At 70.3% G+C, this 22274-nt stretch carries 13 protein-coding genes and 1 pseudogene; 11 read left to right on the forward strand and 3 right to left on the reverse strand.

Translation table 11 applies throughout. The annotated features are described in order from the left end of the window. The first annotated feature begins 12 nt into the window (after nucleotides 1–12). The 8 genes from dctP (at nucleotide 13) to ABD104_RS15740 (ending at nucleotide 8159) form a co-directional block, all read left to right on the forward strand. Nucleotides 13–1005, forward strand: a complete 993-nt coding sequence (gene dctP / locus ABD104_RS15705) for a TRAP transporter substrate-binding protein DctP (protein WP_087837638.1) — start codon at nucleotides 13–15, stop codon at nucleotides 1003–1005. Beyond that, complete coding sequence (locus ABD104_RS15710; protein WP_243724374.1) at nucleotides 1002–1532, forward strand: TRAP transporter small permease; 531 nt, start codon at nucleotides 1002–1004, stop codon at nucleotides 1530–1532. Before dctP ends, ABD104_RS15710 begins: the two co-directional genes overlap by 4 nt. After that, nucleotides 1529–2845 carry a TRAP transporter large permease gene (locus ABD104_RS15715; RefSeq protein WP_087837639.1) on the forward strand — a complete coding sequence of 439 codons (1317 nt, stop codon included), beginning with the start codon at nucleotides 1529–1531 and terminating at the stop codon, nucleotides 2843–2845. Before ABD104_RS15710 ends, ABD104_RS15715 begins: the two co-directional genes overlap by 4 nt. A 538-nt stretch (nucleotides 2846–3383) precedes the next feature. Next, nucleotides 3384–4637 carry an aromatic ring-hydroxylating oxygenase subunit alpha gene (locus ABD104_RS15720; protein ID WP_343927794.1) on the forward strand — a complete coding sequence of 418 codons (1254 nt, stop codon included), beginning with the start codon at nucleotides 3384–3386 and terminating at the stop codon, nucleotides 4635–4637. Between the two features lie 13 nt (nucleotides 4638–4650). Further along, a complete protein-coding gene (locus ABD104_RS15725; protein WP_343927795.1) occupies nucleotides 4651–5157 on the forward strand; it encodes an aromatic-ring-hydroxylating dioxygenase subunit beta in 507 nt (168 codons plus the stop codon). 31 nt (nucleotides 5158–5188) lie between these two features. Continuing rightward, nucleotides 5189–6163 carry a Bug family tripartite tricarboxylate transporter substrate binding protein gene (locus tag ABD104_RS15730; protein ID WP_132979023.1) on the forward strand — a complete coding sequence of 325 codons (975 nt, stop codon included), beginning with the start codon at nucleotides 5189–5191 and terminating at the stop codon, nucleotides 6161–6163. A gap of 2 nt (nucleotides 6164–6165) precedes the next feature. Beyond that, a complete protein-coding gene (locus ABD104_RS15735) occupies nucleotides 6166–7368 on the forward strand; it encodes a sulfurtransferase (protein WP_343927796.1) in 1203 nt (400 codons plus the stop codon). After that, a complete protein-coding gene (locus ABD104_RS15740; RefSeq protein WP_087837644.1) occupies nucleotides 7368–8159 on the forward strand; it encodes an alpha/beta fold hydrolase in 792 nt (263 codons plus the stop codon). Before ABD104_RS15735 ends, ABD104_RS15740 begins: the two co-directional genes overlap by 1 nt. 45 nt (nucleotides 8160–8204) lie before the next feature. On the opposite strand, the gene ABD104_RS15745 is transcribed toward ABD104_RS15740, so the two are convergent. Beyond that, nucleotides 8205–9107 carry a LysR family transcriptional regulator gene (locus tag ABD104_RS15745; RefSeq protein ID WP_087837645.1) on the reverse strand — a complete coding sequence of 301 codons (903 nt, stop codon included), beginning with the start codon at nucleotides 9105–9107 and terminating at the stop codon, nucleotides 8205–8207. Nucleotides 9108–9242: 135 nt separating this feature from the next. On the opposite strand from ABD104_RS15745, the gene ABD104_RS15750 reads away from it, so the two are divergent. The 3 genes from ABD104_RS15750 to ABD104_RS15760 all read left to right on the forward strand — a co-directional run bounded on the left by ABD104_RS15750 (nucleotide 9243) and on the right by ABD104_RS15760 (nucleotide 20250). Continuing rightward, nucleotides 9243–11351, forward strand: a complete 2109-nt coding sequence (locus ABD104_RS15750) for a CHAT domain-containing protein (RefSeq protein ID WP_343927797.1) — start codon at nucleotides 9243–9245, stop codon at nucleotides 11349–11351. 3 nt (nucleotides 11352–11354) lie between these two features. Then, nucleotides 11355–12995: a ShlB/FhaC/HecB family hemolysin secretion/activation protein gene (locus tag ABD104_RS15755; protein ID WP_343927798.1), complete on the forward strand. Its 1641-nt coding sequence runs from the start codon at nucleotides 11355–11357 to the stop codon at nucleotides 12993–12995. A gap of 67 nt (nucleotides 12996–13062) precedes the next feature. Continuing rightward, complete coding sequence (locus ABD104_RS15760) at nucleotides 13063–20250, forward strand: two-partner secretion domain-containing protein (RefSeq protein WP_343927799.1); 7188 nt, start codon at nucleotides 13063–13065, stop codon at nucleotides 20248–20250. Between the two features lie 12 nt (nucleotides 20251–20262). Here the strand turns inward: ABD104_RS15760 and ABD104_RS15765 are convergent, their stop codons facing one another. Together ABD104_RS15765 and ABD104_RS15770 are read right to left on the reverse strand one after the other, a co-directional pair. Continuing rightward, on the reverse strand, nucleotides 20263–22158 hold the full coding sequence (locus ABD104_RS15765; protein ID WP_343927800.1) for an ATP-binding protein: 1896 nt from the start codon (nucleotides 22156–22158) through the stop codon (nucleotides 20263–20265). A gap of 14 nt (nucleotides 22159–22172) precedes the next feature. Beyond that, nucleotides 22173–22274: pseudogene (locus ABD104_RS15770) on the reverse strand (IS481 family transposase); the annotation flags it as partial.

A 22274-nucleotide genomic window follows, 5' to 3' on the forward strand; every position in this document is an offset into this window, starting at 1 on the left:
AGGAGACAACGCATGAAATTTCCGCTCGTCAAGGCAGCCGCCGCTTTCCTGGCCTGCGCGGCCATGTCCGCCGGCCCCGTCCAGGCCCAGCAGGCGACGCTGCGGCTGATCTCGGCCTTTCCCGAGAACGGCATCTACGTGCAGCACCTGCAGGCATGGGTCAAGAAGTTCAACGAGGAAGGCAAGGGGGTGCTGCAGCTCAACTTCCTGGGCGGCCCCAAGACCATGCCCCCGTTCGAGGTGGGCAACGCGGTCAAGACCGGCGTGGTGGACATCGCGCTGAACACCGGCGCCTTCTACACCAACGTGCTGCCCGAGGCCGACTTCCTGAAGCTCAGCGACGTCCCGGTCGCCGAGCAGCGCAAGAACGGCGCGTTCGAGGCCATCAACAAGGTCTGGAACGAGAAGGGCAACATGCAGTACCTGGCCCGCATGGTCGAACACCAGCCCTTCCACCTGTACATCAACAAGAAGATCGACAAGCCGGACCTGACGGGGATGAAGATCCGCATCACGCCGGTCTACCGCGAGTTCTTCCAGGCCCTGAACGCCAACGTCATCACCACGCCCCCGGGCGAGGTCTACACCGCGCTCGAGCGCGGCGTCGTGGATGGCTATGGCTGGCCGATAGGCGGCATCTTCGACCTGAACTGGCAGGAGAAGACCAAGTTCCGCGTGGACCCGGGCTTCTACGACGCCGAGGTCTCGCTGATCATGAACCTGCCGGCCTACAAGAAGCTGACCCCGCCGCAGCTGGCCTACCTGAACAAGCAGTTGCTGGCCCTGGAAGCGCAGAACGGCTTCTGGGACCGCTACGCCGAGGAAGAAACCGCGCGGCAGGCCAAGGCCGGCATCCAGACCATCAAGTTCGACGATGCCACCGCCAGGCGCTATCGCGACATGGCCTACGAAGTGGGCTGGGCCACCGCGGCCAAGCAGAGCCCCGAGGTCGCGGCGCGCTTCAAGTCGCTGCTGTCCCGTCCGGCCGCCGGCAGCCGTCCATGATCGCGCGCGTGTCCGCCGCCTACGGGCGGCTGCTGACGGCGCTGGCCGCCGTGGGATGCGCGTTGCTGCTGGCCATGATGCTCATCATCGTGGCCGACGTGCTGCTGCGCAACCTCGCCATCGCCGGCCTGCCCCGCGGCCTGGCCTGGAGCAACGAGGTGTCCGAGGCCATGCTGTATCTCCTTACGCTGTGCCTGGCGCCCTGGCTGCTGCGCCAGGGCCAGCACATTCGCGTGGACATCGTGCTGCAGGCCATTCCGCGCCGCGTGGCCTGGGGGCTGGAATGGCTCGGCGACGTCCTGGGCCTGGGATGCTGCCTGGCGATCGCCTGGTATGGCGCCCAGTCGGCCTGGGCCAGCTACCAGTCGGGCGCCATGAACATCAAGACGCTGGTCACGCCGGAATGGTGGATGCTGGCGCCGCTGCCCGTGGTGTTCCTGCTGCTGGCGGTGGAAATGCTGTTCCGCATGCACCGCCTGCTGCATGCCGAGGCGGGCCCGCGCAACGAAGCGGTGAGCGCATCATGAGCTGGCAGATCGCGGCCTGGATCCTGCTGGGCGGATCCACGGTGCTGCTGTTCATCGGCATGCCCGTGGCGCTGACCTTCATCTCCATCAATATCATCGGCGCGTGGCTGTACATGGGAGGCGAGATCGGGCTGATGCAGCTCGCCCGCAATAGCGTCAGCTCGGTGGCGGCCTTCTCGCTCACGCCCATTCCGCTGTTCGTGCTGATGGGCGAGGTGCTGTTCCACACCGGCCTCGCGCTCAAGGTGATCGACGGCATCGAACGGCTGATCACGCGCGTGCCGGGCCGCCTGGCCGTGGTCGCGGTGGTGGCCGGAACGGTGTTCTCGGCCATTTCCGGATCGACCATCGCCACCACCGCCATGCTGGGATCGCTGATGCTGCCGGTCATGCTGTCGCGCGGCTACCATCCCCGCATCGCGACCGGCCCCATCATGGCCATCGGCGCCGTGGACATGCTGATCCCGCCGTCGGCGCTGACCGTGCTGCTGGGTTCGCTGTCGGGCATCTCCATCTCCAAGCTGCTGATAGGCGGCGTGATGCCGGGGATCATCCTGTCGGTGGCCTTCGTGCTGTGGATCGTGGTGCGCGTGCGCATCACGCCGTCCTGGGCGCCGGCGTCTGATACCGGCGAGCGGCGCACCGGCTGGGCGCGATGGAACCTGTTCGTGGCCTACGTGCTGCCCACGCTGTCCATCTTCGGCGTCGTGGTGGGGGCGCTGGCGGCGGGTTGGGCCACGCCTACCGAGTGCGCGGCGCTGGGTTCCTTCGCCACCATGCTGCTGGCCGCGCTCTACCGGCGCCTGACCTGGGAAGCCGTGGTCAAGTCGCTCAAGGGAACGGCCGCCATTTCGGGCATGATCCTGTTCATCATCCTGGGTGCCACGACCTTCGCCCAGATCCTGTCGTTCTCGGGGGCGAGCAACGGCCTGGTGGAGACGATCACCGGCCATGGCCTGTCCACCGGCATGATCGTGCTGGGCATGATGCTGATGCTGATCTTCCTGGGCATCTTCGTCGACCAGATCAGCATGATGATGATCACGCTGCCGATCTTCATGCCCATCGTCGGCGTGCTGGGCATCGACCCGGTGTGGTTCGGGGTCATGTTCCTGATCTGCATGCAGCTCGGCCTCCTGCTGCCGCCGCATGGGCTGCTGCTGATGACCATGCGCGGCGTGGCGCCGCCGTCGGTCTCCATGGGGACGATCTTCATCGCGGTCGTGCCCTACGTGGTCATGAGTCTGCTGCTGCTGGGCGCGGTGTTCTTCCTGCCGGGCATCGCGACCTGGCTGCCGAAGATGATCGGCTAGCCTGGGCTGAATCGCCATTCATGGCATCCATGATGACTGGCCTCAACTGCAGGGATTGAGATATTGAACCGTCCTTGACCGGTGGGGTGGGGCGGCCCGCGGTGGGGCGCAGCGTAGCCGGTCCCGCTGCGCGGGACTTCCCGGAGTTGGCGCGGTTGGCGGGGCGGGCGTGAACTCGCGCGGGGACAGTCCCCCGGACTGTCCCTACTGCCGCGCTCAAACATGCACGCCCTTGCTTCCCCGCCAACCGCGCCAACTCCGGCGGCTCCGAATGCGCCCCACCGCGGGCCGCCCCACCCCACCGATCAAGGACTACCGACGGTGATGAGTGACGATCGCAGGTCGAGATACGGCGAGGGTTCCCTCTTCCATTCAACAAGACCGGGTAAAGAGCACGAATGTCGATTCCGCCCATAATTGAATGTGATTTGCGTCAAAAGTGGGATGATGAGTTCCAGCCATGTGGCTATGCCCCGGCCGGGCAAGTCCTTACCATCGCTCCGTCGCCCCAAGTTCGCGAGGCGTATTGGAGAAAACGATGGAGGCAGGAGAGGCGCTGGTCGACTGGCCCAGCGAAGGCATCACCCGGGTGCCGTTCCAGGTCTTTTCCGACCAGGAAGTCTACGACCGGGAACAGCGGCGGATCTTCCGCGGCCCGGTCTGGCAGTTTCTTTGCATCGAACAGGACATCCCCGAGCCCGGCGACGTCGTCACGTCCTGGATGGGCGAGACGCCGGTGATCGTCGCGCGTGACCACGATGGCCAGGTCAACGCCATGGTCAACCGCTGCGCCCACAAGGGCGCGCTGGTCGCGTTGAAGGCCAAGGACAAGGTCAAGAACCTGACCTGTGTCTATCATGCGTGGTCGTACCGGCTGGACGGCCGGTTGCGGTCCATCGCTTTCCAGAACGGCGTCAACGGCAAGGGCGGCATGCCCGAGGATTTCGACGTCGAGGCGCACCGGCTGCAGCCGGTGCGCGTGCAGGCCTTCTGCGGGCTGGTGTTCGGCACGCTGTCGGACGAGACGCCGCCGCTGGACGAGTTCCTGGGCCCGCGCATGAGCGCTTTCATCCAGCGCAACTTCGGCCGGCCGCTGAAGGTGCTGGGCCGCCACAGCCAGATCATCCACAACAACTGGAAGCTGTATGCCGAGAACGTGCGGGATTCCTATCACGCGACGCTGCTGCATACCTTCTACACCACGTTCAAGGTCAACCGGCTGGACATGGACGGGGGCATCATCCTGTCCGACCGCAAGTGGCACCACATCAGCTATTCCAAGCGCGCCACCTTCAATCTCGACAAGGAGTACCTGACGGCCGAGGTGCACTCCGCCAAGTACGGCGCCAAGCACGGCGAATCGGCGCTGGAAGGCCCCGAACTGCTGGACGCCTGGGAAGAGTTCGACGACGGCATCACCCACAGCATCCAGACCGTGTTTCCCAACGTGGTGTTCCAGTTCACGCTCAACTCCCTGGCTATCCGGTTCTTCGTGCCCCAGGGCGTGGACAGGACCGAACTGAAATGGATATTCCTGGGCTACGAGCGCGACACGCCCGAGCAGTCGAAGATGCGCATCATGCAGTCGAACCTGACGGGCGCGGCCGGCCTGGTGGCCCTGGAGGACGGCTGCATCAACGAGTTCGTGCAGCGGGGCACGGTGGGGGCGGGCCAGCGCGCGGCGTTCATCGAGATGGGCGGCCGCGTGGCCGAGTCGAACGAGTCGTCGCGCGCCACCGAGGCCTCGGTCCGGGGGTTCTGGCACGGCTATCGCGACATCATGGGATTCTGACGGAACGCTGATCATGCAGACCACACTTCGTACTGCTTCTTCCCCCGCCGTGCGCGAGGACGTCCAGGCCGCGATCGTACGGCTGATGGCCGACTATGCCCACGCGCTGGACGACGACGAACTGGAGTCCTGGCCGGACTTCTTCACCGACGATGGCACCTACCGGCTGACCACGCGCGAGAACGTGGCGGCCGGGCTGCCCGTGGGCATCATCCATTGCGAGGGGCGCGGCATGCTGCGCGATCGCATCGCGGCGCTGCGTACCGCCAACATCTTCGAGCCGCATTGCTACACGCACGTGCTGGGACCCAGCCGGGTGGCCGCGGTGGGCGACGGCATCTGGCGCGTGCGGTCGAATTTCAGCGTCTATCGCACGTTCGAGAGCGGGGAGTCCCGGCTGTACGGCGTCGGCAAGTACCTGGACATCCTGCATGCCCAGGGCGACGGCCCGCGCCTGCGGGAACGCGTGGTCGTGCTGGATTCGCGCTGCGTCGACGTGCTGACCGTCATTCCACTATAACGGGCGCGCCGCGCACCGGAGGAGACACATCATGAAGAAAAGCTTGAAAGCCGCCGGCCTGGCCGCCGCGGCATGGGCCGCCTGTATCGCGCCGTCGCAAGCCGCCGACGACACCGATTGGCCGCGGCATGCCGTGCGGCTGATCGTGCCCTACGCGCCGGGTGGCATCGCCGACCAGATGGCGCGCATCACGGCCGAGGCGTTGCAGGCCGCGTTCAACCAGCCCTTCGTCGTCGAGAACAAGCCGGGCGCCAGCGGCAGCCTGGCGACGTCCTACGTGGCCAAGAGCAAGCCCGACGGCTATACGCTGCTGGTGGGCCTGGCCGCGCCCCAGACCCTGAACCAGTTCATCTACAAGGTGGACTACCACGGGCTGAACGATTTCGCGCCGGTGGCGTTGCTCAACACCAATCCGCTGATCCTGGCCGTGCATCCCTCGCTGCCGGTCAAGACGGTGGCCGATGTGATTGCGTATGCACGCAAGTATCCCGGCAAGCTGAACTTCGGCGGCGCCGGGGGACTGACGCAGTTCGCCGGCGAGGTCTTCAAGTACGACACCAAGACCGACATGGTGCACGTGCCCTACCGGGGGGGCGCGCCGGCCGTGGCGGCCGCCGTGGCCGGCGACGTGCAGATGACCTTCGCCAACTATTCCGACGTGCAGCCCTGGATCGAGTCCGGCCGGCTGCGCGCGGTCGCCATCACCAGTCCCAAGCGCTATCCCCGCAATCCCGACCTGCCCACCATCGCGGAGTCGGGCGTGCCCGGGTACGGCATGGACGGCTGGACCGGATTGCTGGCGCCCGCCGGCACGCCGCCCGCCGTCGTGCGGAAGATCTCGGCGGTGGTGCGCAAGACGCTGAACGAACCCGCGATGAAGGACAAGCTCGAGGCCATGGGCAGCCCGCCGGGGAACATGTCGCCGGAGGAGTTCCGGACCTTCATGGCCGGCGAGATCAAGCGCTGGCAGGGTTTCGTGGCCGAGTCCGGCATCAAGGTGGAATAGGCATGGCCAACGAGCGTGAAGCCGCCCCGATGCCGACCGGACCACTGATCGCCGCCTCCGACCTGGCCCGCATCGCGGGCGGCGCGGGCGTGGCCATCCTGGACTGCACCAGCCACCTGCCCGCGGAGCGGCGCGACGCGCGCCGCGAGTTCGAGGCGGCGCACATACCGGGCGCGCGCTTCGTGGACCTGGCCGAGATCAGCGATCCGGCGTCCGGCCTGCCCACGATGCTGCCGCCGGTGGCGCAGTTCGAGGCCGTCATGCGTGGACTGGGCATCCAGGCCGGGGATCTGGTCGTGGTCTACGACACTCACGGCATACGCACCGCGCCACGGCTGTGGTGGATGTTCCGGGGCTACGGCCACGAGCGCGTGGCGGTGCTGGACGGCGGGTTGCCCGCGTGGCGGGCCGCCGACGGCGCGGTGGAGCAGGGCCCGGCCGCGCCCGCGCGGGAAGGGGACTGGAGCGCGATGCGCGAGCACGACGCGGTGGCCGATACCGCCGCCACGCGCGTTGCCGCTGCGCACGCCTCGTCCCAGGTGGTGGACGCGCGCAGCGCCGAACGCTTCCAGGGCCTGGCGCCCGAGCCGCGGCCGGGACTGCGCGCCGGCCACATCCCGGGCAGCGTCAACCTGCCCTACGAACAACTGCTCGACCCGGTTTCGCATGCCTACCTGCCTGACGACCGGCTGGCCGAGGTCATGCGGGCGCATGGGCTCGGGCTGGGGCGGGACATCCGCTTCGTCTGCTCCTGCGGATCCGGCGTGTCGGCCTGCGTGCTGGCCCTGGCCTTGCACAAGCTGGGCGAACGCGACGTCAGGGTCTACGACGGGTCCTGGACGCAATGGGGCAGCGATGCGGCCTTGCCGGTCGAGACGGGGGACGGCCATGTCTATGCCTTGAAGACCTACGTGGCGGCTCCCGGCAAGTTCGCCGCCATGCGCGACCGCTTCCTGTCATCGGCCGCGCCCCTGCTGGCCGAGCAAGGGCTGATGCTGGAACGAAGCTGGACGCCGCCCGAGGCGCCCGACACCTTCGTCTACCTGCTGAAATGGCGGTCGTGCGTGGATTTCGACCAGGCCTGGGACGCGTTCGCGCGGGATCCGCGCTGGCTGGAGGTCAAGCGCCGCTCGGAAGCGCAGGGACCCTTGATCGCCCGCCAGGAGTCTATGATGCTGGGTACTTCAACAGGGGAGATGCGGTGATGAGCGCGCAGGGCAAGTTCGATGCGGGGTCGGGCCTTTACTACACGGTGCAGGGGCCGTCGGCGGGCGAGGCGGTGCTGCTGGTCCATTCGATCATGTCCGACGGGGAAAGCTGGGCGCGGCAGGCCGCCTGGCTGGCGCGCACGTACCAGGTGGTCGCCATCGACCTGCCGGGCCATGGCCGGGCGCCTGTCGCCGGCGAGGTGACGCTGCCCGGCCTGGCCGATGCGATCACGCGGCTGGCCGACACGCTCGGCCTTGCGCGCTTCCATTTCATGGGCGTATCGCTGGGCGCCATGATCGGCTTCGACCTGGCCACGCGCCATGCCGCGCGGCTGGCCAGCCTGGTGGCATGCGATGCGCCGTCCAGCACGCCGGACAACTACGGGGCGCTGTGGGACGAGCGGATCGCGCGCGCCAGGCGCGACGGCATGGCGGCGCTGGCGGACGAGACCCTGGCGCGCTGGTTCACGCCGGCCACGCTGGCGGAGCAGCCGGCCCTCGTCGCGCGGGTCCGCGAGCAGATCCTGAAGACGCCGGTGGAAGGCTATGCGCATTGCGCGCGGGCGATCAGCCGCTTCGACTATCGCGACGGGCTGGCGCGCAGCCCGGTCAGGGCAACGCTGACGGCGGGCGAGGCCGACGGGGTCATCGTGCCGGCCATGCGCGAGCAGGCGCGGGCGATGCCGCATGCCCAATGGGTGGAGATACCCGGGGCCGGGCACCTGCCCCAGCTCGAGAATCCGGCCGCCTTCGAGGCCATGATGGCGGGGCACTTCGGCAAGGCGTAGGCGCGCCTGGGGCCTGCGCGGGGTTCCCGCTGGCGTGACCAGGCCCTAAGCGTCCTGCGACTTGCGGATGGCATCCGCCAGGTATTTGAGCATCGCCCGGGTGGCACGGGGCACGCTGGTGCGCGAGACGATGTAGGCATTGAGCGGCAGGCGGGGCTCCCACTCGGGAACGATGCGCTTGAGGCGTCCGCCGGGCACGTAGTCGCGTCCCAGGATCTCGGGGATCAGCCCCACGCCGGTTCCGCAGGCCACCATCTCGCGCAGCAGGCGGATGCTGTTCACGCGCGCCCGCACCCGCCCCAGCGCGGAGCGGCCCGCGCCCGACGGCACGGTGTTCCACAGGCTTTGTCCGGACTGCAGCTCGGTCACCACCCAGTCGAGCGCGGGCAGCGTGGCCAGGGATATGGGCTGGGGCAGGCCGGCTTCATAGGCGGGGCTGCAATAGAGCCCGTAGCGGATCTCGCCCAGCTTGCGCACCGTCAGCCGCGACGGCTTGGGCTCGCCGAAGGCGATCAGGATGTCCACGCCTTCGCCGATCAGGTCGATGGGCCGCGTGGTGGTGTCGACCACGATCTGCAGGTCGTTGTGTTCCAGGGCGAATTCCGAGATGGCCTGCCCCAGCCACGCCGTGCCGAACTCGATGGGCATCGCGACGTTCAGCGTGCCCGACATGCTGGTGGCGCTGCGCGCGATCTTGCGCGCGATGCTGTCGCGGGCGCGCGCGATGTCCGCGCACTCCTGCAGCAGGTCCAGGCCCAGGGCGGTGGGCGAGACCTTGCGCGTATTGCGTTTGAGCAGCATCGCGCCGCAGCTTTTCTCCAGCGCGATCAGGCGGCGGCTGAGCGTGGCGCGCGGCACGCCCAGCTTGTGCGCGGCCGACGTGAGCGAGCCGCTTTCCACCACGGATTGGAACAGCATCAGATCGTCGAGGTCGAGTGACAGATGCATGTCGCGGCCTTACCCCTTTAGCGCTATGTCCTATTGCGTATAGGCATGTTAGCGCACGCTACCTAGACTTCGTTCCTATATCCATGGCGGGACGCACCCGCTGCGAACGTGGAGCGCGAGAGCATGGGGCGGGCGATGCGGAAGGAGAGGATCTGGAGCGGCGCGCGCAAGGCCGTGTGCGCGCTGTCGTTCGGACTGGCCCTTTCGCCGGCATGGGCCCAGGAGCCCGTGCCGGACGCCGAGGTGGGGCAGGTCGCGCAGGAGCGGCTGGCCGATGCCGACACCCTGCTGGCGCTGACCCAGGACGGTGCGATCCTGTATGCCCAGGATCCGGTCAAGCTCAGCGGCTACCAGTATTGCAGCCAGGCGGTGGCGCTGGCCGAACAGGGCGAGTTCCGGCAGAGCGTGCGCGCCGCCAGCAAGGCGCTGCACCTGGCCCAGGCCACCAACGATCCCAACCTGGCCGCGCTGGCCAACCGCGACCTGGCGATCGCCTACAGCTATGCGGGCCGCCTGGACAAGGCGGAGTCCTTCGCGCGCGAGGCGCTGCGGCATCCTCCCAAGGAACCCGAGAAGGTGCTGGGTCCGGTGCACAAGGTGCTGGGCGACGTCGAAGTCCGGCGTGGCGACTACCCCGCGGCGATCAAGAGCTACGAGACCGCGCTGGCGAACAGCTCGGAACGCTATGCGCCGCTGGTGCGCGTGTCGCTGGTCAACGCGCTGGCCGAGAACGGCGATGCCGCGCGGGCGCGGCAGGTGCTGGACGCCACCGCCCAACCTTCCGACCCGGTCCTGGCCACGCAGTGGCAGCGCACGCGCGCGCGGGTCTTGCTGGCCGAGAACCGGCCGCAGGAAGCGGCGGACCTGTACCGCTCGCTCACGACGCGACGGACCGGCGCCGACAGCGGCTACTACCAGCTGTGGGCGTGGGACGGCGTGGCGCGCAGCGAGATGGCGCTGGGCAACAAGCCGGCGGCGGCCGATGCGCTGGGCAAGGCGCTCGACGGGGTGGACGCGGTGCGCGCGCGTTTCCGCAGCGACGAATTCAAGATGGGACTGTTCTCGGACATGCAGTCGGTGTTCGAGCGCGCGATCGGTTTGTACAGCGACCTGGGCAATGCCTCGGCGGCATTCGAGTTGAGCGAGCGCAGCCGCAGCCGGGCCTTGCTGGACGCGGTGCGCGGGCGGGGCAGCGTGTCGGATGCCGCCATGGCCACGTTGTCGCTGTCGGGGCTGCAACAGTCCCTGGCGCCCGACGAACGGGTGATCCAGTTCCATGCCCTGCCCGAGCGCCTCCAGGCCTGGGTCGTCGGGCCATCCGAGCTGCGGGAAGTCTCCATCCCGATCGGGCGCGACGACCTGGCCAAACTGGTCGACGCCTTTCGCGACCTGATCGTCAACGGCAAGCGCGGCGCGGTGGACGGCGCGGCACGGGTGGGCGAACTGCTGATCGCGCCGCTGGGCATCGCGCCCGGGCAGCGGCTGGTCGTGGTGCCGCACGGCCCGCTGCACTACCTGCCGTTCCAGGCGCTGCGCCTGAACGGCGCCTACCTGATCGAAAGCCACGCGATGTCGGTGGCGCCGTCCATGAGCATCGCCGTGCAGCTCGCGCGCAGGACGCCGCGCGTCGCGCCCACGCTGACCGCGTTCGGCAATCCGCGCATCGAGGACCAGTACGACCTGCCCGGCGCCGAGCGCGAGGTGCAGGAACTGGCGCGGCTGTTCCCGCAGAAGAACGTCTACATGGGCACCGCCGCCACCAAGACCCAGTTCAAGGAAGCCGCCGCCCGCGCGCCCCTGATCCACGTGGCCGCCCACGCGCAGGCCGACACCGTGGATCCGCTCTATTCGCGCATCCTGCTGGCCAACGAGGACGGCCGGCAGAGTTTCCTGGAGGCGCGCGAAATCCTGGGGCTGGACATGAACCACACGGCCCTGGTCACGCTGTCGGCGTGCGAGTCGGGGCTGGGCCGGATCGCGCAGGGCGACGAGGTGCTGGGGTTCACGCGGTCTTTCCTGTCCGCCGGGTCATCCAGCCTGATCGCCTCGCTGTGGCCGGTGTCCGACGACGCCGCGGAGCTGTTGATGAGCACCCTGTACGCCGAACTGGCCAAGGGCAACGACATCCAGCGGGCGATGCAGGCCGGCCAGCTTGCCGTCCTCAAGCGCAACAAGATGGCGCACCCGTTCTTCTGGGCGCCGTTCAACCTGATCGGGAACTGGCGCCTGACGGTGGAGGGCTGAAGCATGCGGGGTGCCGACAAGACATGGAATCGCCGAGGTATCGCCGCCGCGGCGATGGGGCTGGCATGCTCGGCCGCGCTGGCCCAGACGCCCGGGCCGCTGGCGCAGGCGCCGTCGCAGCGCCTGCCTGAACCGCCCGCGTCAGCCGCGCAGACGGCCTTCCGCTTGCAGCAGGTGACCTTCACCGGCGCCGCGGCCATACCGGCGGACGAATTGCAGGCGCTGGCGGCCGGGTATGTGGGGCGCGATGTTTCGCTGTCCGACCTGGAAGCGCTGGCGCGGGACGTGACCGGGCTGTACCGCAGCCGCGGCTACTTCCTGGCCCAGGCGCTGGTGCCGGTGCAGACCGTGCGCGAGGGACGGGTCGAGATCAGCGTCGTCGAGGGGCGCCTGGGCAAGGTGGACATCCAGGTCGCGCCGGATGCGCCGATCTCCGAGGGACGCGTCCGCGCCTACCTCGCGCCGCTGCAGCCGGGCCAGCCGGTCAGCGCGCAAAGCTACGAACGCGCCATGCTGCTGCTGTCCGACCTGCCCGGCATCAAGGTGTCGTCCGGCCTGCAGGAGGGCGGCGAGCCCGGCACGACGGACCTGGTGGTCGAGGTGACGCAGGCGCGGCGCGTGACCTTCGCCTTCGACGCGGACAACCACGGCACGCGCGAGTCGGGCCGGGTCCGCGCGGGCGGCACCATGCGCGTGGCCAGTCCGCTGGGGCTGGGGGACAACCTGGACGCCCGGCTCATGATGTCCGAGGGCAATTCGCTGAACTTCGGACGGCTGGGCTACGAGGCGCCGCTGGGCACGGACGGCCTGCGCCTGGGCGCGGGCATCTCGCGGGTGCGCTATGAACTGGGCCAGCCCTGGTCGCAACTGGGCGCCAAGGGCCGGGCGACGGTGGCCGACCTGTCGCTGAACTACCCCGTGATCCGGCAGCGTGGCCAGAATCTGTTCCTGCGCCTGGGCGTGGACCACAAGGACCTGCGCGACGATCTTTCCATGTTCTCGTATTCGGCGCGCAAGAACATCGTCGGCGTGGGACTGGGCTGGAGCTGGGAGCGGCGCGACGAATTGCTCGGCGGCGGCTATTGGGCCAGCACCGGTACCCTTTACCACGGGCGCCTGGACATCAAGGACGACCTGACGCGCGCGATGGACCAGGGGCCGGCGGGCCACCGCACGGACGGCGGATTCACCAAGCTGACCTGGCAGGTGTCGCGCCTGCAATCGGTGCTGCCGCGCCACACCTTGTACGTGTCCCTGGGCGGGCAGCTCACCAACGGCAACCTGGACGCGTCCGAGAAGCTGGCGCTGGGCGGCGCCCGCGCCGTGCGCGCCTTCCCGTCCAGCGAACTGCTGGTGGACGAGGGGGTGCTGGGCGTGGTCGAGTGGCGCTGGTCCGCCACCGAGGACCTGACGCCCTATGTGTTCTACGACGTGGGCAAGGGCCGGATGTTCCATTCGCCCACCAGCCTGGACACCAACAATACCCGCAGCATGCAGGGCTTCGGCATCGGCGCGGTCTGGTCGCGGCCCGGCGATTTCATGGTGAACGTCTCGCTGGCGTGGCGCCGCAACACCTCGGCGCCGGTCACCGACGGCGGCGATCGCAAGCCCAGGATCTTCGTGCAATTCCAGAAAGTGTTTTAAGGAACCGGGGCGGCGGAGACCGGCGCCCAAGGCGGCGCGGACCGCGCTCCGGGACCAGGAGAATCACATGAGTGCAGCCATCCGTTCCCCGCGCAAGGTTCGCGGGCCCGTTTCCGCGGTGCCCCAGGAGCGTTGGAGTCCCCGTCCGCTGGCGCTGGCGCTCGCCCTGGTGGGCACCAGCGCGGGCGCCCAGATGCCGACCGGCTTCAATCCCGTGCAGGGCAGCGTGCTCGCGCCCGTCACGAGCGGCAACGTCATGTCCATCCAGCAACAGAGCGATCGCGCCATCATCGAGTGGAGCACGTTCTCGATCGGCGCGGGCAACGCGGTCCGCTTCCTGCAGCCCGGCGCCTCCAGCATCGCATTGAACCGGGTGCTGGGCGGGGACCTGTCGCGCATCTCGGGAGATCTGTCGGCCAATGGCCGGATCTTCCTGATCAATCCGGCGGGCGTGCTGTTCGGGCAGGGCTCCAAGGTGGAGACCGGCGGCCTGGTCGCCTCGACGCTCAACATCTCCAATGCCGACTTCATGGCGGGCCGCTTCCGGTTCGAGCGCGACGACGCCAACACCGCTTCGGTGACGAACCTGGGCACCCTGACCGCGCCGGGATCGACCATCGCGCTGATGGCCGCTACCGTGGTCAACGGCGGCGAAGGCAAGATCGTGGCCGACGGTGGCACCGTGGGGCTGGTGTCGGCCCGCCAGGTGACGCTGGACTTCCAGGGCGACGGACTGACCACGTTCCGCTTCGCGCCGGACGCCGGCGCCAGCATGGCCGCGGTCGCCAACGAAAGCGGCGCGGTGCTCCAGGCCAACGGCGGCCGGGTGGCGGTGCTGGCGGACTCGGCCCAGGTGGCGCAGCGCGTGGTCAACCAGCAGGGCACGATCCGGGCGCAATCGCTGACCGCGCGCAATGGCGAGATCATCCTGGGGGCCTCGGGCCAGGCCGACGTGACGGTGGGCGGCACGCTGGACGTGTCGGGCACCGCGGGGGCGTCGGGCGGCACCCTCCGCATCGAGGCCGGCGGCATCCGGACCGGATCGGCGCGCCTGGATGCCTCCGGCGACGGCGGCGGCGGGCACATCGAACTGGCGGGCCGGCGGGCGGTCACTATGGACGAGGCCAGCCGCCTGCACGCGGATGCGCTGGCTGCGGGCAACGGCGGCACCGTCGACGTCGGCGCCCCGGGGCTGCATGCGGCGGGCATCATGACGGCGAATGCCGCGGGCGACGGAGCGGGCGGCGTCGTCAAGACGTCGGGCAGCGTGGTCGAGGTCGGGGCGGCCCATGTCTCGGCGGCCGGCGCCGGCAGCGGCGCCAACGGCAAATGGACGATAAGCTCGCAGGGCGACGTGACCGTGGGTACCGCGCCGGCGGCACGGCCCGCCACCGAGGTGTCCGTGGCCGGTGACGACAGCCGGGTATCCGGCGGCGCCGTGGGCGAAGCGCTGGGGAACCGTACCGATGTGACCGTGGCCGCCACCGGCTTCGCGCTCGACGGCGGCCGGGGGCAGAGCGGCAACGTGGTGTTCGAGAGCGACGCGAGCGTGGTCAAGACCCAGGGCGGCACTTCCACCCTGCGCGTGGACGCCATGCGCAACATCGACATGTGGAACGGCGCGCGCATCGAGTCGCAGGCGGGCGCGCTGAACGTCGAGTTCAACGCCGATTCCTCGGGCAAGGCCGCGATGCGCCGGCCGGAGGGCGCTAGCGATTTCGTCGAGGAAAGCGGGGGCAGCATCGACGTGGAAGGCGCCACCATCGCTACCCGGGGTGGCGACCTGCGCCTGTTCGGGCAAGGCGATGCCGCCAACGGCAAGGCCACCGGCGGCACGTCCTTCGTGAATGGCCGGGCGCAGACCCGCCGCGCCGGCATCTTCGTCGGCTGGAGCGACGTGTCGCTGTGCGCCGACGATGCCTGCTCGGCGGGCGGTTCGCTGGCCGCCGCGGGGGCCGGCATCACCACCGTCGACGCGACGTCCGGCCGCGGCGTGGAAGGGGGCGAGGGCGTCACCCTCAGCGGGACCGGCGTGGCGGCGGGCGGCGACATCACGATAACCGGCCACGGCGGCGTGGCGGCGGCGGGCGTACGGATAGACGGGCGCCGCGAAGGGGGCACGCAGCACCGGTTGAACGCGGCGGGCGACATCACCATCGTCGGCACGGCGGCCAATGCCACGCTGGCCGACAATCTTCCCGTGGAGGTCCCGGAAGCCGGCGTGGCGATCCGGAACACCACCGTGGCGGCCGGCGGCGACGTGACGATCGACGGCAAGGGCTCCAACCTGGACGCGCTGACGCAGTCGCCCGACATCTTCGGCGTGCTGGGCTACGACACCATCGAGGCCGTCGATGGCGTGCACATGCTCGACACCCGGGTGCTGGCCGGTCCGCGCCGCGACATCCTGATCACCGGGGCGGCGGGCGGCGACGGCCTGCTCATCCAGAGCGACGGCGCCTCGGGGGCGACCTTCACCACCATCGCCGCGCGCGGCGTGCGCATCGAGAAAAGCGTCGAGGCCCTGGAGGCGCCGGGCGGGACGGCGCCCGACATCGCCACCGACGGTGGCCGCATACGCATCGCCGGCCGCGACAGCGACGTCTGGCTGGCGGGCGAACCGACCAAGGTGGGCGCGACGTTGCAGGTGGACGCCGGCAGCGCGGACGGCCGGGGCGGCAGCATCGAGGTCACCGGACGCAACGTGGGCGTGCTGGGCGCCACCGCGCTGCTGGCCGACGGCGCCGGCGGCGGGGGCGACGTGACGGTGCGGGCCGAGGCCGTGGCGGCCGTGGACGATTTCGCGCGCGTGCAGGCGAACTCGACCGGCGCCGAGGGCGATGGCGGCAAGGTACTGTTGACGGGGCAGGATGGCCTGCGCGTCCACGGCTCGCTCCAGGCGCGGGGCACGGGCGCGGGCCACGGCGGACGGATCGAGACTTCCGGCGGCGGCGTCGACGCGAGCGGCGTCCGGGTCAATGCCGGGACCGTCACCGGCGCGGCGGGAAACTGGATCGTCGATCCCTATGACGTCCGTATCGTCCACGGCACCGGGCCGGGCGCGCCGCTGGCCGATCCTTTCGAGGCGGTGGCCGACACCACGATCCAGGATTCCAGCATCAACACCGCCCTGGATGCCGGCACGAGCGTACGCATAGGGACGGGGGCCGGCAGCGGCACGGGCGGCGACATCACCATAGCCAGCGGCGTGGATATCCGCCGCACGACCGGCGCGGCGCCGCTGGCGTTCGCGCTGGACGCGTACCGCGGCATACGAGGCGATTCGTTCAGCATCGTGTCCGAGGCGGGCGCGCTCGACCTGGCGTTCAACAGCAACGCAAGCGGCACCTTGTCGGGCGATCAGTCCATCGCCTTCCAGAACGCGACGCTGACCACCAACGGCGGATCGGTCAGCCTGTATGGCCAGAGCGACCCGGTGGCGGGCAGCGCCAGCTCCAATCGCGGGCCGGCCATCCGGTTGGTGGACAGCGTCATCGACACGCGTGTCGGCCAGAGCGATGCCGGCGCCGGCGGGAACGTCCTGCTGCGGGGCGCGGGCGACGGGGTGGCCAGCGTGGACATCGAAGGCGGACGCATCGACGCGGCCAGCGGCAGCGTCACGGTGCGCGGCGTCTCTTCCAGTTATGGAGAGGGCGTGCAGATGACGTCGGGCAGCAGCGACGACACCATCATTACGACCACGTCCGGCAACATCGCCATCGTCGGCATCGGCGGCGGCGATTCGTCGACGGGCGCGGAAGGCGTCAGGATGGAAGGGGCGCACGTGCAGTCCGCCAGTGGCGACGTGGACGTGCGCGGGCTGGCGCGGGGGGCGGGCACGACCGCTTCCGGCGTGATCCTGGAGGACTCTTCGCTGGTCGCGCAGGCCGGCCGGGTGCGCGTGGCGGGTCAGTCCGAAGGCAGCGGCGCCGGCATAGACCTGCAAGGCGGCTCGTCCAGCCTGTCGTCGCATGCCATCGATGGCCAGCAAGGCGTCGTCCTGCGGGCCGACAACGACGGCAGCGCCGATGCGATCGCGCTCGCGGCCTCGGTGCGGTCGGGTGCGTCGATCAACCTGCGGCCGGGCGGCGTCGATGCCGCGGGCAATGCCACCGACCACACGGCGACCCGGATTTCCGTGGGCGGGGCGGGCGGCAACGGGTTCTCGCTGTCGGACGCCGACATGGGGAACCTGGATGCGCCCAACGTCATCGTCGGCAGCAATACCCACGCCGCCGACATCTCGGTGGACGGGCCGGTGGCCACGGCCGGCAACCTGACCCTGCAGAACGAAGGAGGCGGGGCGATCGCGCTGGGCGGCAACGTGACGGCCGGCACGCTGGCGCTGCTGGCGGGCGGCAACGTGACCCAATCGCCCACCGCCGCGATCGCCGCGAACGCGCTGGCGGCCCGGTCGGCCACGGGCGACGTCGTGCTGACCAACGCGGGCAATGCCGTGGCCACGGTTTCCGGCGGCGCGGCGGGCGACTTCCGCTACGTCGATGCCGACGGCATCACGGTCGGCAACGTGTCGGCCCTGGGCATGGACGCCGCGACCAACGGCGTGCAGACCCGGGCGCTGGATGGCATTTCGGCCGACCGCGCCATCGTGCAGGCCCGTGCCGGGAACATCACGGCCAATGCCGCGATTACCGCGCCGACCGCCATCACGCTGCAGGCGGATGCCGGCGCCATCCAGCTCAACCGGACCCTGGACAGCGGTTCGGTGGGCCTGCTGGCGGCCGGCGCGATCGGCCAGCAGGCGGGCGCCGCCATCACCGCCGGCACGCTGGTCGCCCGTTCGACCGGCGCGAGCGTGACGCTGACGGACGCGGGCAACCGGGTCGGGATCCTGGCGGGCAGCGCGGCCACCGATTTCCGGTATGCGAACGCCGACGGCTTGACCCTGGGAAATGCCGCCGTCGTGGGCCATGACACCGCGGGCAACGTGCAGGCCGTTGCCGCGTCGGGGATCTCGGCCGATACGACGCAGATCGCGGCTCGCAAGGGCGATCTGGACGTCGCCGCCGCCGTCTCGGCCGTCGACCTGCTCAGCCTGCAGGCCGACACCGGGGCGATCGGAGTGGGTGCCGCGGTCCAGGGGCGCACGGTGGCGCTGCTGGCCGGCGGCGACATCACGCAGGCCGCCGCCGGCGCCATTGCCGGCGACGCGCTGTTGGCCCGGTCCACGGCGGGCGACGTCCAACTGGCGGCGGGGAGCAATGACGTGCGTACGCTGGCGGCATCCGCCGCGGGCGACCTGCGCTATCGCGGCAGCGGCGACCTGGCGGTGGCAACGGTGACGGCGGGGGCGCTGGACGCCAGCGGCACGCCGCAGACCGTCGCGGCTTCGGGCCTGACGGCCACCGATGCGATCGTCCAGGCGACCACGGGCAACCTGTCGGTCCAGGCGGCTTCGAACGCAGCCAACGGGCTGACCTTGCAGTCGGACGCGGGAAGCGTGCAAGTCGGGCAATCGCTGCAGGCGCGAACCGTGGCCCTGCTGGCCCGCGGAGACATCGGCCAGCAGGCCGGCGCCGGCATCACGGCGGACACGCTGGCGGCCCGGTCGACGGCCGGGTCGGTGACGCTGACCGCCCCCGGCAACGACGCCGGCGTGTTCGCGGGCAGTGCGGCCACCGAGCTGCGCTACGCGGACGCGAATGCGCTGACCGTCGGCGAGGCCACTGTCGCCACCCAGGATGCGGGGGGTGGGCTGTCGTCATCGACCGTGGCCGGTGCGCAGGCCGGCACGGTGCGGGTCGCGGCGCGGACGGGCAGCCTGACGGTCGCCTCGGGCGTGACGGCCACCGATGCCGCCAGCCTGCAGGCCGATGCCGGCGCCGTGGCCGTGAACGCCGCGGTGCGGGCCCGGACCGTGGCATTGCTCGCCACGGGAGGGATCACCGAATCGACGTCCGGCGGCATCGCGGCGGATGCGCTGCTGGCGCGTTCGACCGGCGGCGACGTGCGGCTGGAGAACGGCGGCAACGACGTGCGCGCGCTGGCGGGCAGCGCGGCCGGCAGCCTGGCCTATCGCGGCACCGGCGACCTGGCCGTGACGACCGTGACGGCCGCCGGGCTGGATGGGGCGGGCGCGCCGCAGACGGTCTCCGCCTCGGGCGTGACGGCCGGCGATGCGTTCGTGCGGGCCACCTCGGGCAATCTGTCCATCGCCGCCGCCTCGGCCGCGGCCGGGTCGATGGTGCTCCAGGCGGACGCCGGCAACGTGACGCTGGGGCAGTCCGTGCAGGCCGCCACGGTCGCGCTGCTTGCCGGCGGCGACATCGGCCAGAATGCGTCGGGCTCGATCATCGCCGACGAACTGGCGGCCCGCAGCACGGACGGCAGCGTCGTCCTGGACCAGGCATCGAACCGCGTCGGCACGGTGGCGGGCGGGGCGCGCGGCGGGTTCGCCTACACCGACGCGGATGCCCTGCGCATAGGCGAAGTCACGCTGCCGACACTGGGCGCGGGGGAAGGCGTGGTGGCCGGCTCGGAACGAGGCATTTCCGCCGCCACCACGGTCGTGCGGACCCAGTCCGGCGACCTGACGCTGGATGCCGGCGTGACCGGCGGCACCGCCGACCTGGTGGCGGCGGCGCGCTTCCAGAATCCGGACGGCGCGCGCATCGATACTTCCGGGCGCTGGCGGGTATGGGCCGACACCTGGGAGGGCGAGACGCGCGGCGGCATGGCCGGCTCGGGCACGCTGCCCAACCTGTACGGCCGCGCCTATGGCGCATCCATCGCCGACGCGGACAACCACTTCATCTACCGGCAACAACCGACGGTGACCGTGACGCTGGACAGCGCCTCGCGGCCGGCCGGCATCGGCAATCCCGCCCTGGGCTACACGCTGGAGGGCCTGATCCTGGACGATACCGGGACCGGCATCAGCGGCGCGGCCGGTTCGGCCGCCAATGCCGCCAGCCCGGCCGGCACCTACGCCGTGACGGCGGTCACGCCCTTCGTCTCGGCCGAGGGGTATCTCATCAACGTCGTGCCCGGCGTGCTGACCGTGAACAGCTACGCCCTGCCCAGCGTGGACCTCCAGCGCGAGATACCGACCACCTACCTGTACGACCGGAACCTGGCGCCCGTGGCCATGTGCTTCGCCACCGGGCCGATAGCCGGCGACCGGGTCGAGCAGGCGGGCGACGTGCTGGCCCGGGAATGGTCCCGGGTGCGGACACGGCCGAACCTGAGCAACTGCGTGTCCACCGATCGCCGCAACGCCTGCTCGGACTTCTAAGGGGGACAGGTTCTAGAGACTGGCCGACCGGGCGCCGCGTCCGGCCGGCGTCCAGCGCCCCAGCAGCGCCCGCAGCTTGGCGGGCGCGACCGGCTTGGTCAGCAGCGTGACCGAGGCTTCCCGTATCCGCTGCAGGATGTCCGGCGTGGTCGTGCCCGAGATCATGATGGCGGTGGCGCGCGGCCGCAGCTCCCGCGCCTGCAGCAGCAGCGCGAGCCCGTCGTCGCTGTCGCCCAGTTGCAGGTCGCACAGGATCACGTCGTAGCGCCGGCTGGCGTCGCGCAGCTTGCGCAGCGCGTCGCCGGCCGTAAGGGCCTGGTCCACGCGGCAGTTCCATTGCCGCAGCAGGTGGGCCGTTCCTTCCTGGATGGCCTCGTCGTCGTCGATCAGCAGGCAGTCCAGGTCCAGCGAGGTCGTGCCTGCGGCCTCGGACGCGGCGGCCATGGGCGCCACGGGCGGTGCGTCGGTGCTGGGCAGCAGCAGCGAAAATGTGCTGCCCCGGCGCGGCGCGGATCGCACGCCGATGTCGGTTTGCAGCAGGCGGGCGATCCGGGCGCAGATGGACAGGCCCAGGCCGAAGCCGTTGCGCCGGTCGCGCTGCGGATTGGCGACCTGGTAGAACTCTTCGAAGATGCGCAATTGCTGGATGGGCGCGATCCCGATGCCGTTGTCGCGCACCTCGATCCGGGTGGCGGCGCCGTCGCGCCGGGCCGCCACCAGCACCCTGCCGCCTTCGCTGTGGCGCACGGCGTTGCGCACGAGGTTGTCCAGCACGCGCATGACCAGGCCCGCATCGGTCATGACCGCGCGACCGCGGTCGCGCCACACCAGCTCCACGCCGGCCTCGCGCGCAATCGCGCCATGCATGGCGTCGAGCTGGTCGAACAGGTCGCGCACGCGCACCGGGGCATAGGACGGCGACAGCACGTTGGCGTCGAGCCGCGAGATGTCCAGCAACGCGTCCAGCAGTGCGCTCATGACCTGGGTGCCTTCCTGCAGGCGCTGCATGGCGGGCAACTGCGCGGGGCTGGCGGTGGGCAGCAGGCCGTCGATGAACAGTCCCATCGCATGCACCGGCTGGCGCAGGTCGTGGCTGGCCGTGGCCAGGAAGCGCGTGCGAGAACGCGTGGCCTGTTCAGCCTGCGACAGCCGCGCGAGCGCCTCCTGGGTGGCGGCCTGGATGCGCTCTTCCTGGGACGAGTAGGCGTCCTGCAGGCGTTGCGCCATGTGGTCGACGTCGCTGGCCAGGGCGGCGATCTCGTTGCGGCCGCACGGACCGCAGCGGGCGTCCAGCTTCCCTTCCTGCAAGGATGAGACGGTGGCGGAGATCCGTTTGAGCGGCCGGACGACGGCGCGTGCCATGTGGCGGGCCGACAGCCAGGCCAGCAACAGGGCCGTGCCGCCTATCAGGCCGCCGGCCAGCATCGAGGCGGCGCGCGCGCTCCGGTGCTGGGCATCGTCCAGGAACACGCGCACCGTGCCGATGTCCAGCGCCGGTCCGCCGGGGCGGGGGTAGTCGGTCAGGCCGCGCGTGGCGCGCAGGCGCACCGGTTCGGCGAAAGGGCGGGCGTGCTTGAGCTTGCCGGACTCCGGCCCCGCCGCGATGGCGATGCCCGCGCCGTTGCCAATCTCCACGCGCGACGCGATCCCCTTGGCCACCATGTTCTCGGCCAGGTCGCGCAGCGTTTCCACGTCGCCCGCATACAGGCTCAGGTCGCTGGCCACGGCAAGCTGCCGGGCGATCGCCGCGCCGTTGGCGCGGAAGGCCTGCTCCAGCGCGTCCAGCCGTTCGTGGGTGAACCACAGGGTCAGCGCCACGGCGGCGGTGGCGCACGGCAGCACCCCGAGGCGTATGAGGTCCCGTTGCAGACTGTCCGATCGAAGCGCGGCGGGGAGCATGAGAGCCATGGAGCGGAACAGGCCTAGTTGTCGAGTCCCGGACGATCATAAGGCCGCCGATGGAACAAATGAGGGTGTGAATCATACCACCCACTCATAGCCTGCATAGGCGTCTTGCTCTGCAG

Source organism: Pigmentiphaga daeguensis, from assembly GCF_039523035.1.
GTDB lineage: Bacteria > Pseudomonadota > Gammaproteobacteria > Burkholderiales > Burkholderiaceae_B > Pigmentiphaga > Pigmentiphaga daeguensis.

Excerpts from the sequence above, each read along its gene's own strand:
- dctP (WP_087837638.1), top strand. The coding sequence starts at position 13 with ATGAAATTTCCGCTCGTCAAGGCAGCCGCCGCTTTCCTGGCCTGCGCG.
- ABD104_RS15710 (WP_243724374.1), top strand. The coding sequence starts at position 1,002 with ATGATCGCGCGCGTGTCCGCCGCCTACGGGCGGCTGCTGACGGCGCTG.
- ABD104_RS15715 (WP_087837639.1), top strand. The coding sequence starts at position 1,529 with ATGAGCTGGCAGATCGCGGCCTGGATCCTGCTGGGCGGATCCACGGTG.
- ABD104_RS15720 (WP_343927794.1), top strand. The coding sequence starts at position 3,384 with ATGGAGGCAGGAGAGGCGCTGGTCGACTGGCCCAGCGAAGGCATCACC.
- ABD104_RS15725 (WP_343927795.1), top strand. The coding sequence starts at position 4,651 with ATGCAGACCACACTTCGTACTGCTTCTTCCCCCGCCGTGCGCGAGGAC.
- ABD104_RS15730 (WP_132979023.1), top strand. The coding sequence starts at position 5,189 with ATGAAGAAAAGCTTGAAAGCCGCCGGCCTGGCCGCCGCGGCATGGGCC.
- ABD104_RS15735 (WP_343927796.1), top strand. The coding sequence starts at position 6,166 with ATGGCCAACGAGCGTGAAGCCGCCCCGATGCCGACCGGACCACTGATC.
- ABD104_RS15740 (WP_087837644.1), top strand. The coding sequence starts at position 7,368 with ATGAGCGCGCAGGGCAAGTTCGATGCGGGGTCGGGCCTTTACTACACG.
- ABD104_RS15745 (WP_087837645.1), bottom strand. The coding sequence starts at position 9,107 with ATGCATCTGTCACTCGACCTCGACGATCTGATGCTGTTCCAATCCGTG.
- ABD104_RS15750 (WP_343927797.1), top strand. The coding sequence starts at position 9,243 with ATGCGGAAGGAGAGGATCTGGAGCGGCGCGCGCAAGGCCGTGTGCGCG.
- ABD104_RS15755 (WP_343927798.1), top strand. The coding sequence starts at position 11,355 with ATGCGGGGTGCCGACAAGACATGGAATCGCCGAGGTATCGCCGCCGCG.
- ABD104_RS15760 (WP_343927799.1), top strand. The coding sequence starts at position 13,063 with ATGAGTGCAGCCATCCGTTCCCCGCGCAAGGTTCGCGGGCCCGTTTCC.
- ABD104_RS15765 (WP_343927800.1), bottom strand. The coding sequence starts at position 22,158 with ATGGCTCTCATGCTCCCCGCCGCGCTTCGATCGGACAGTCTGCAACGG.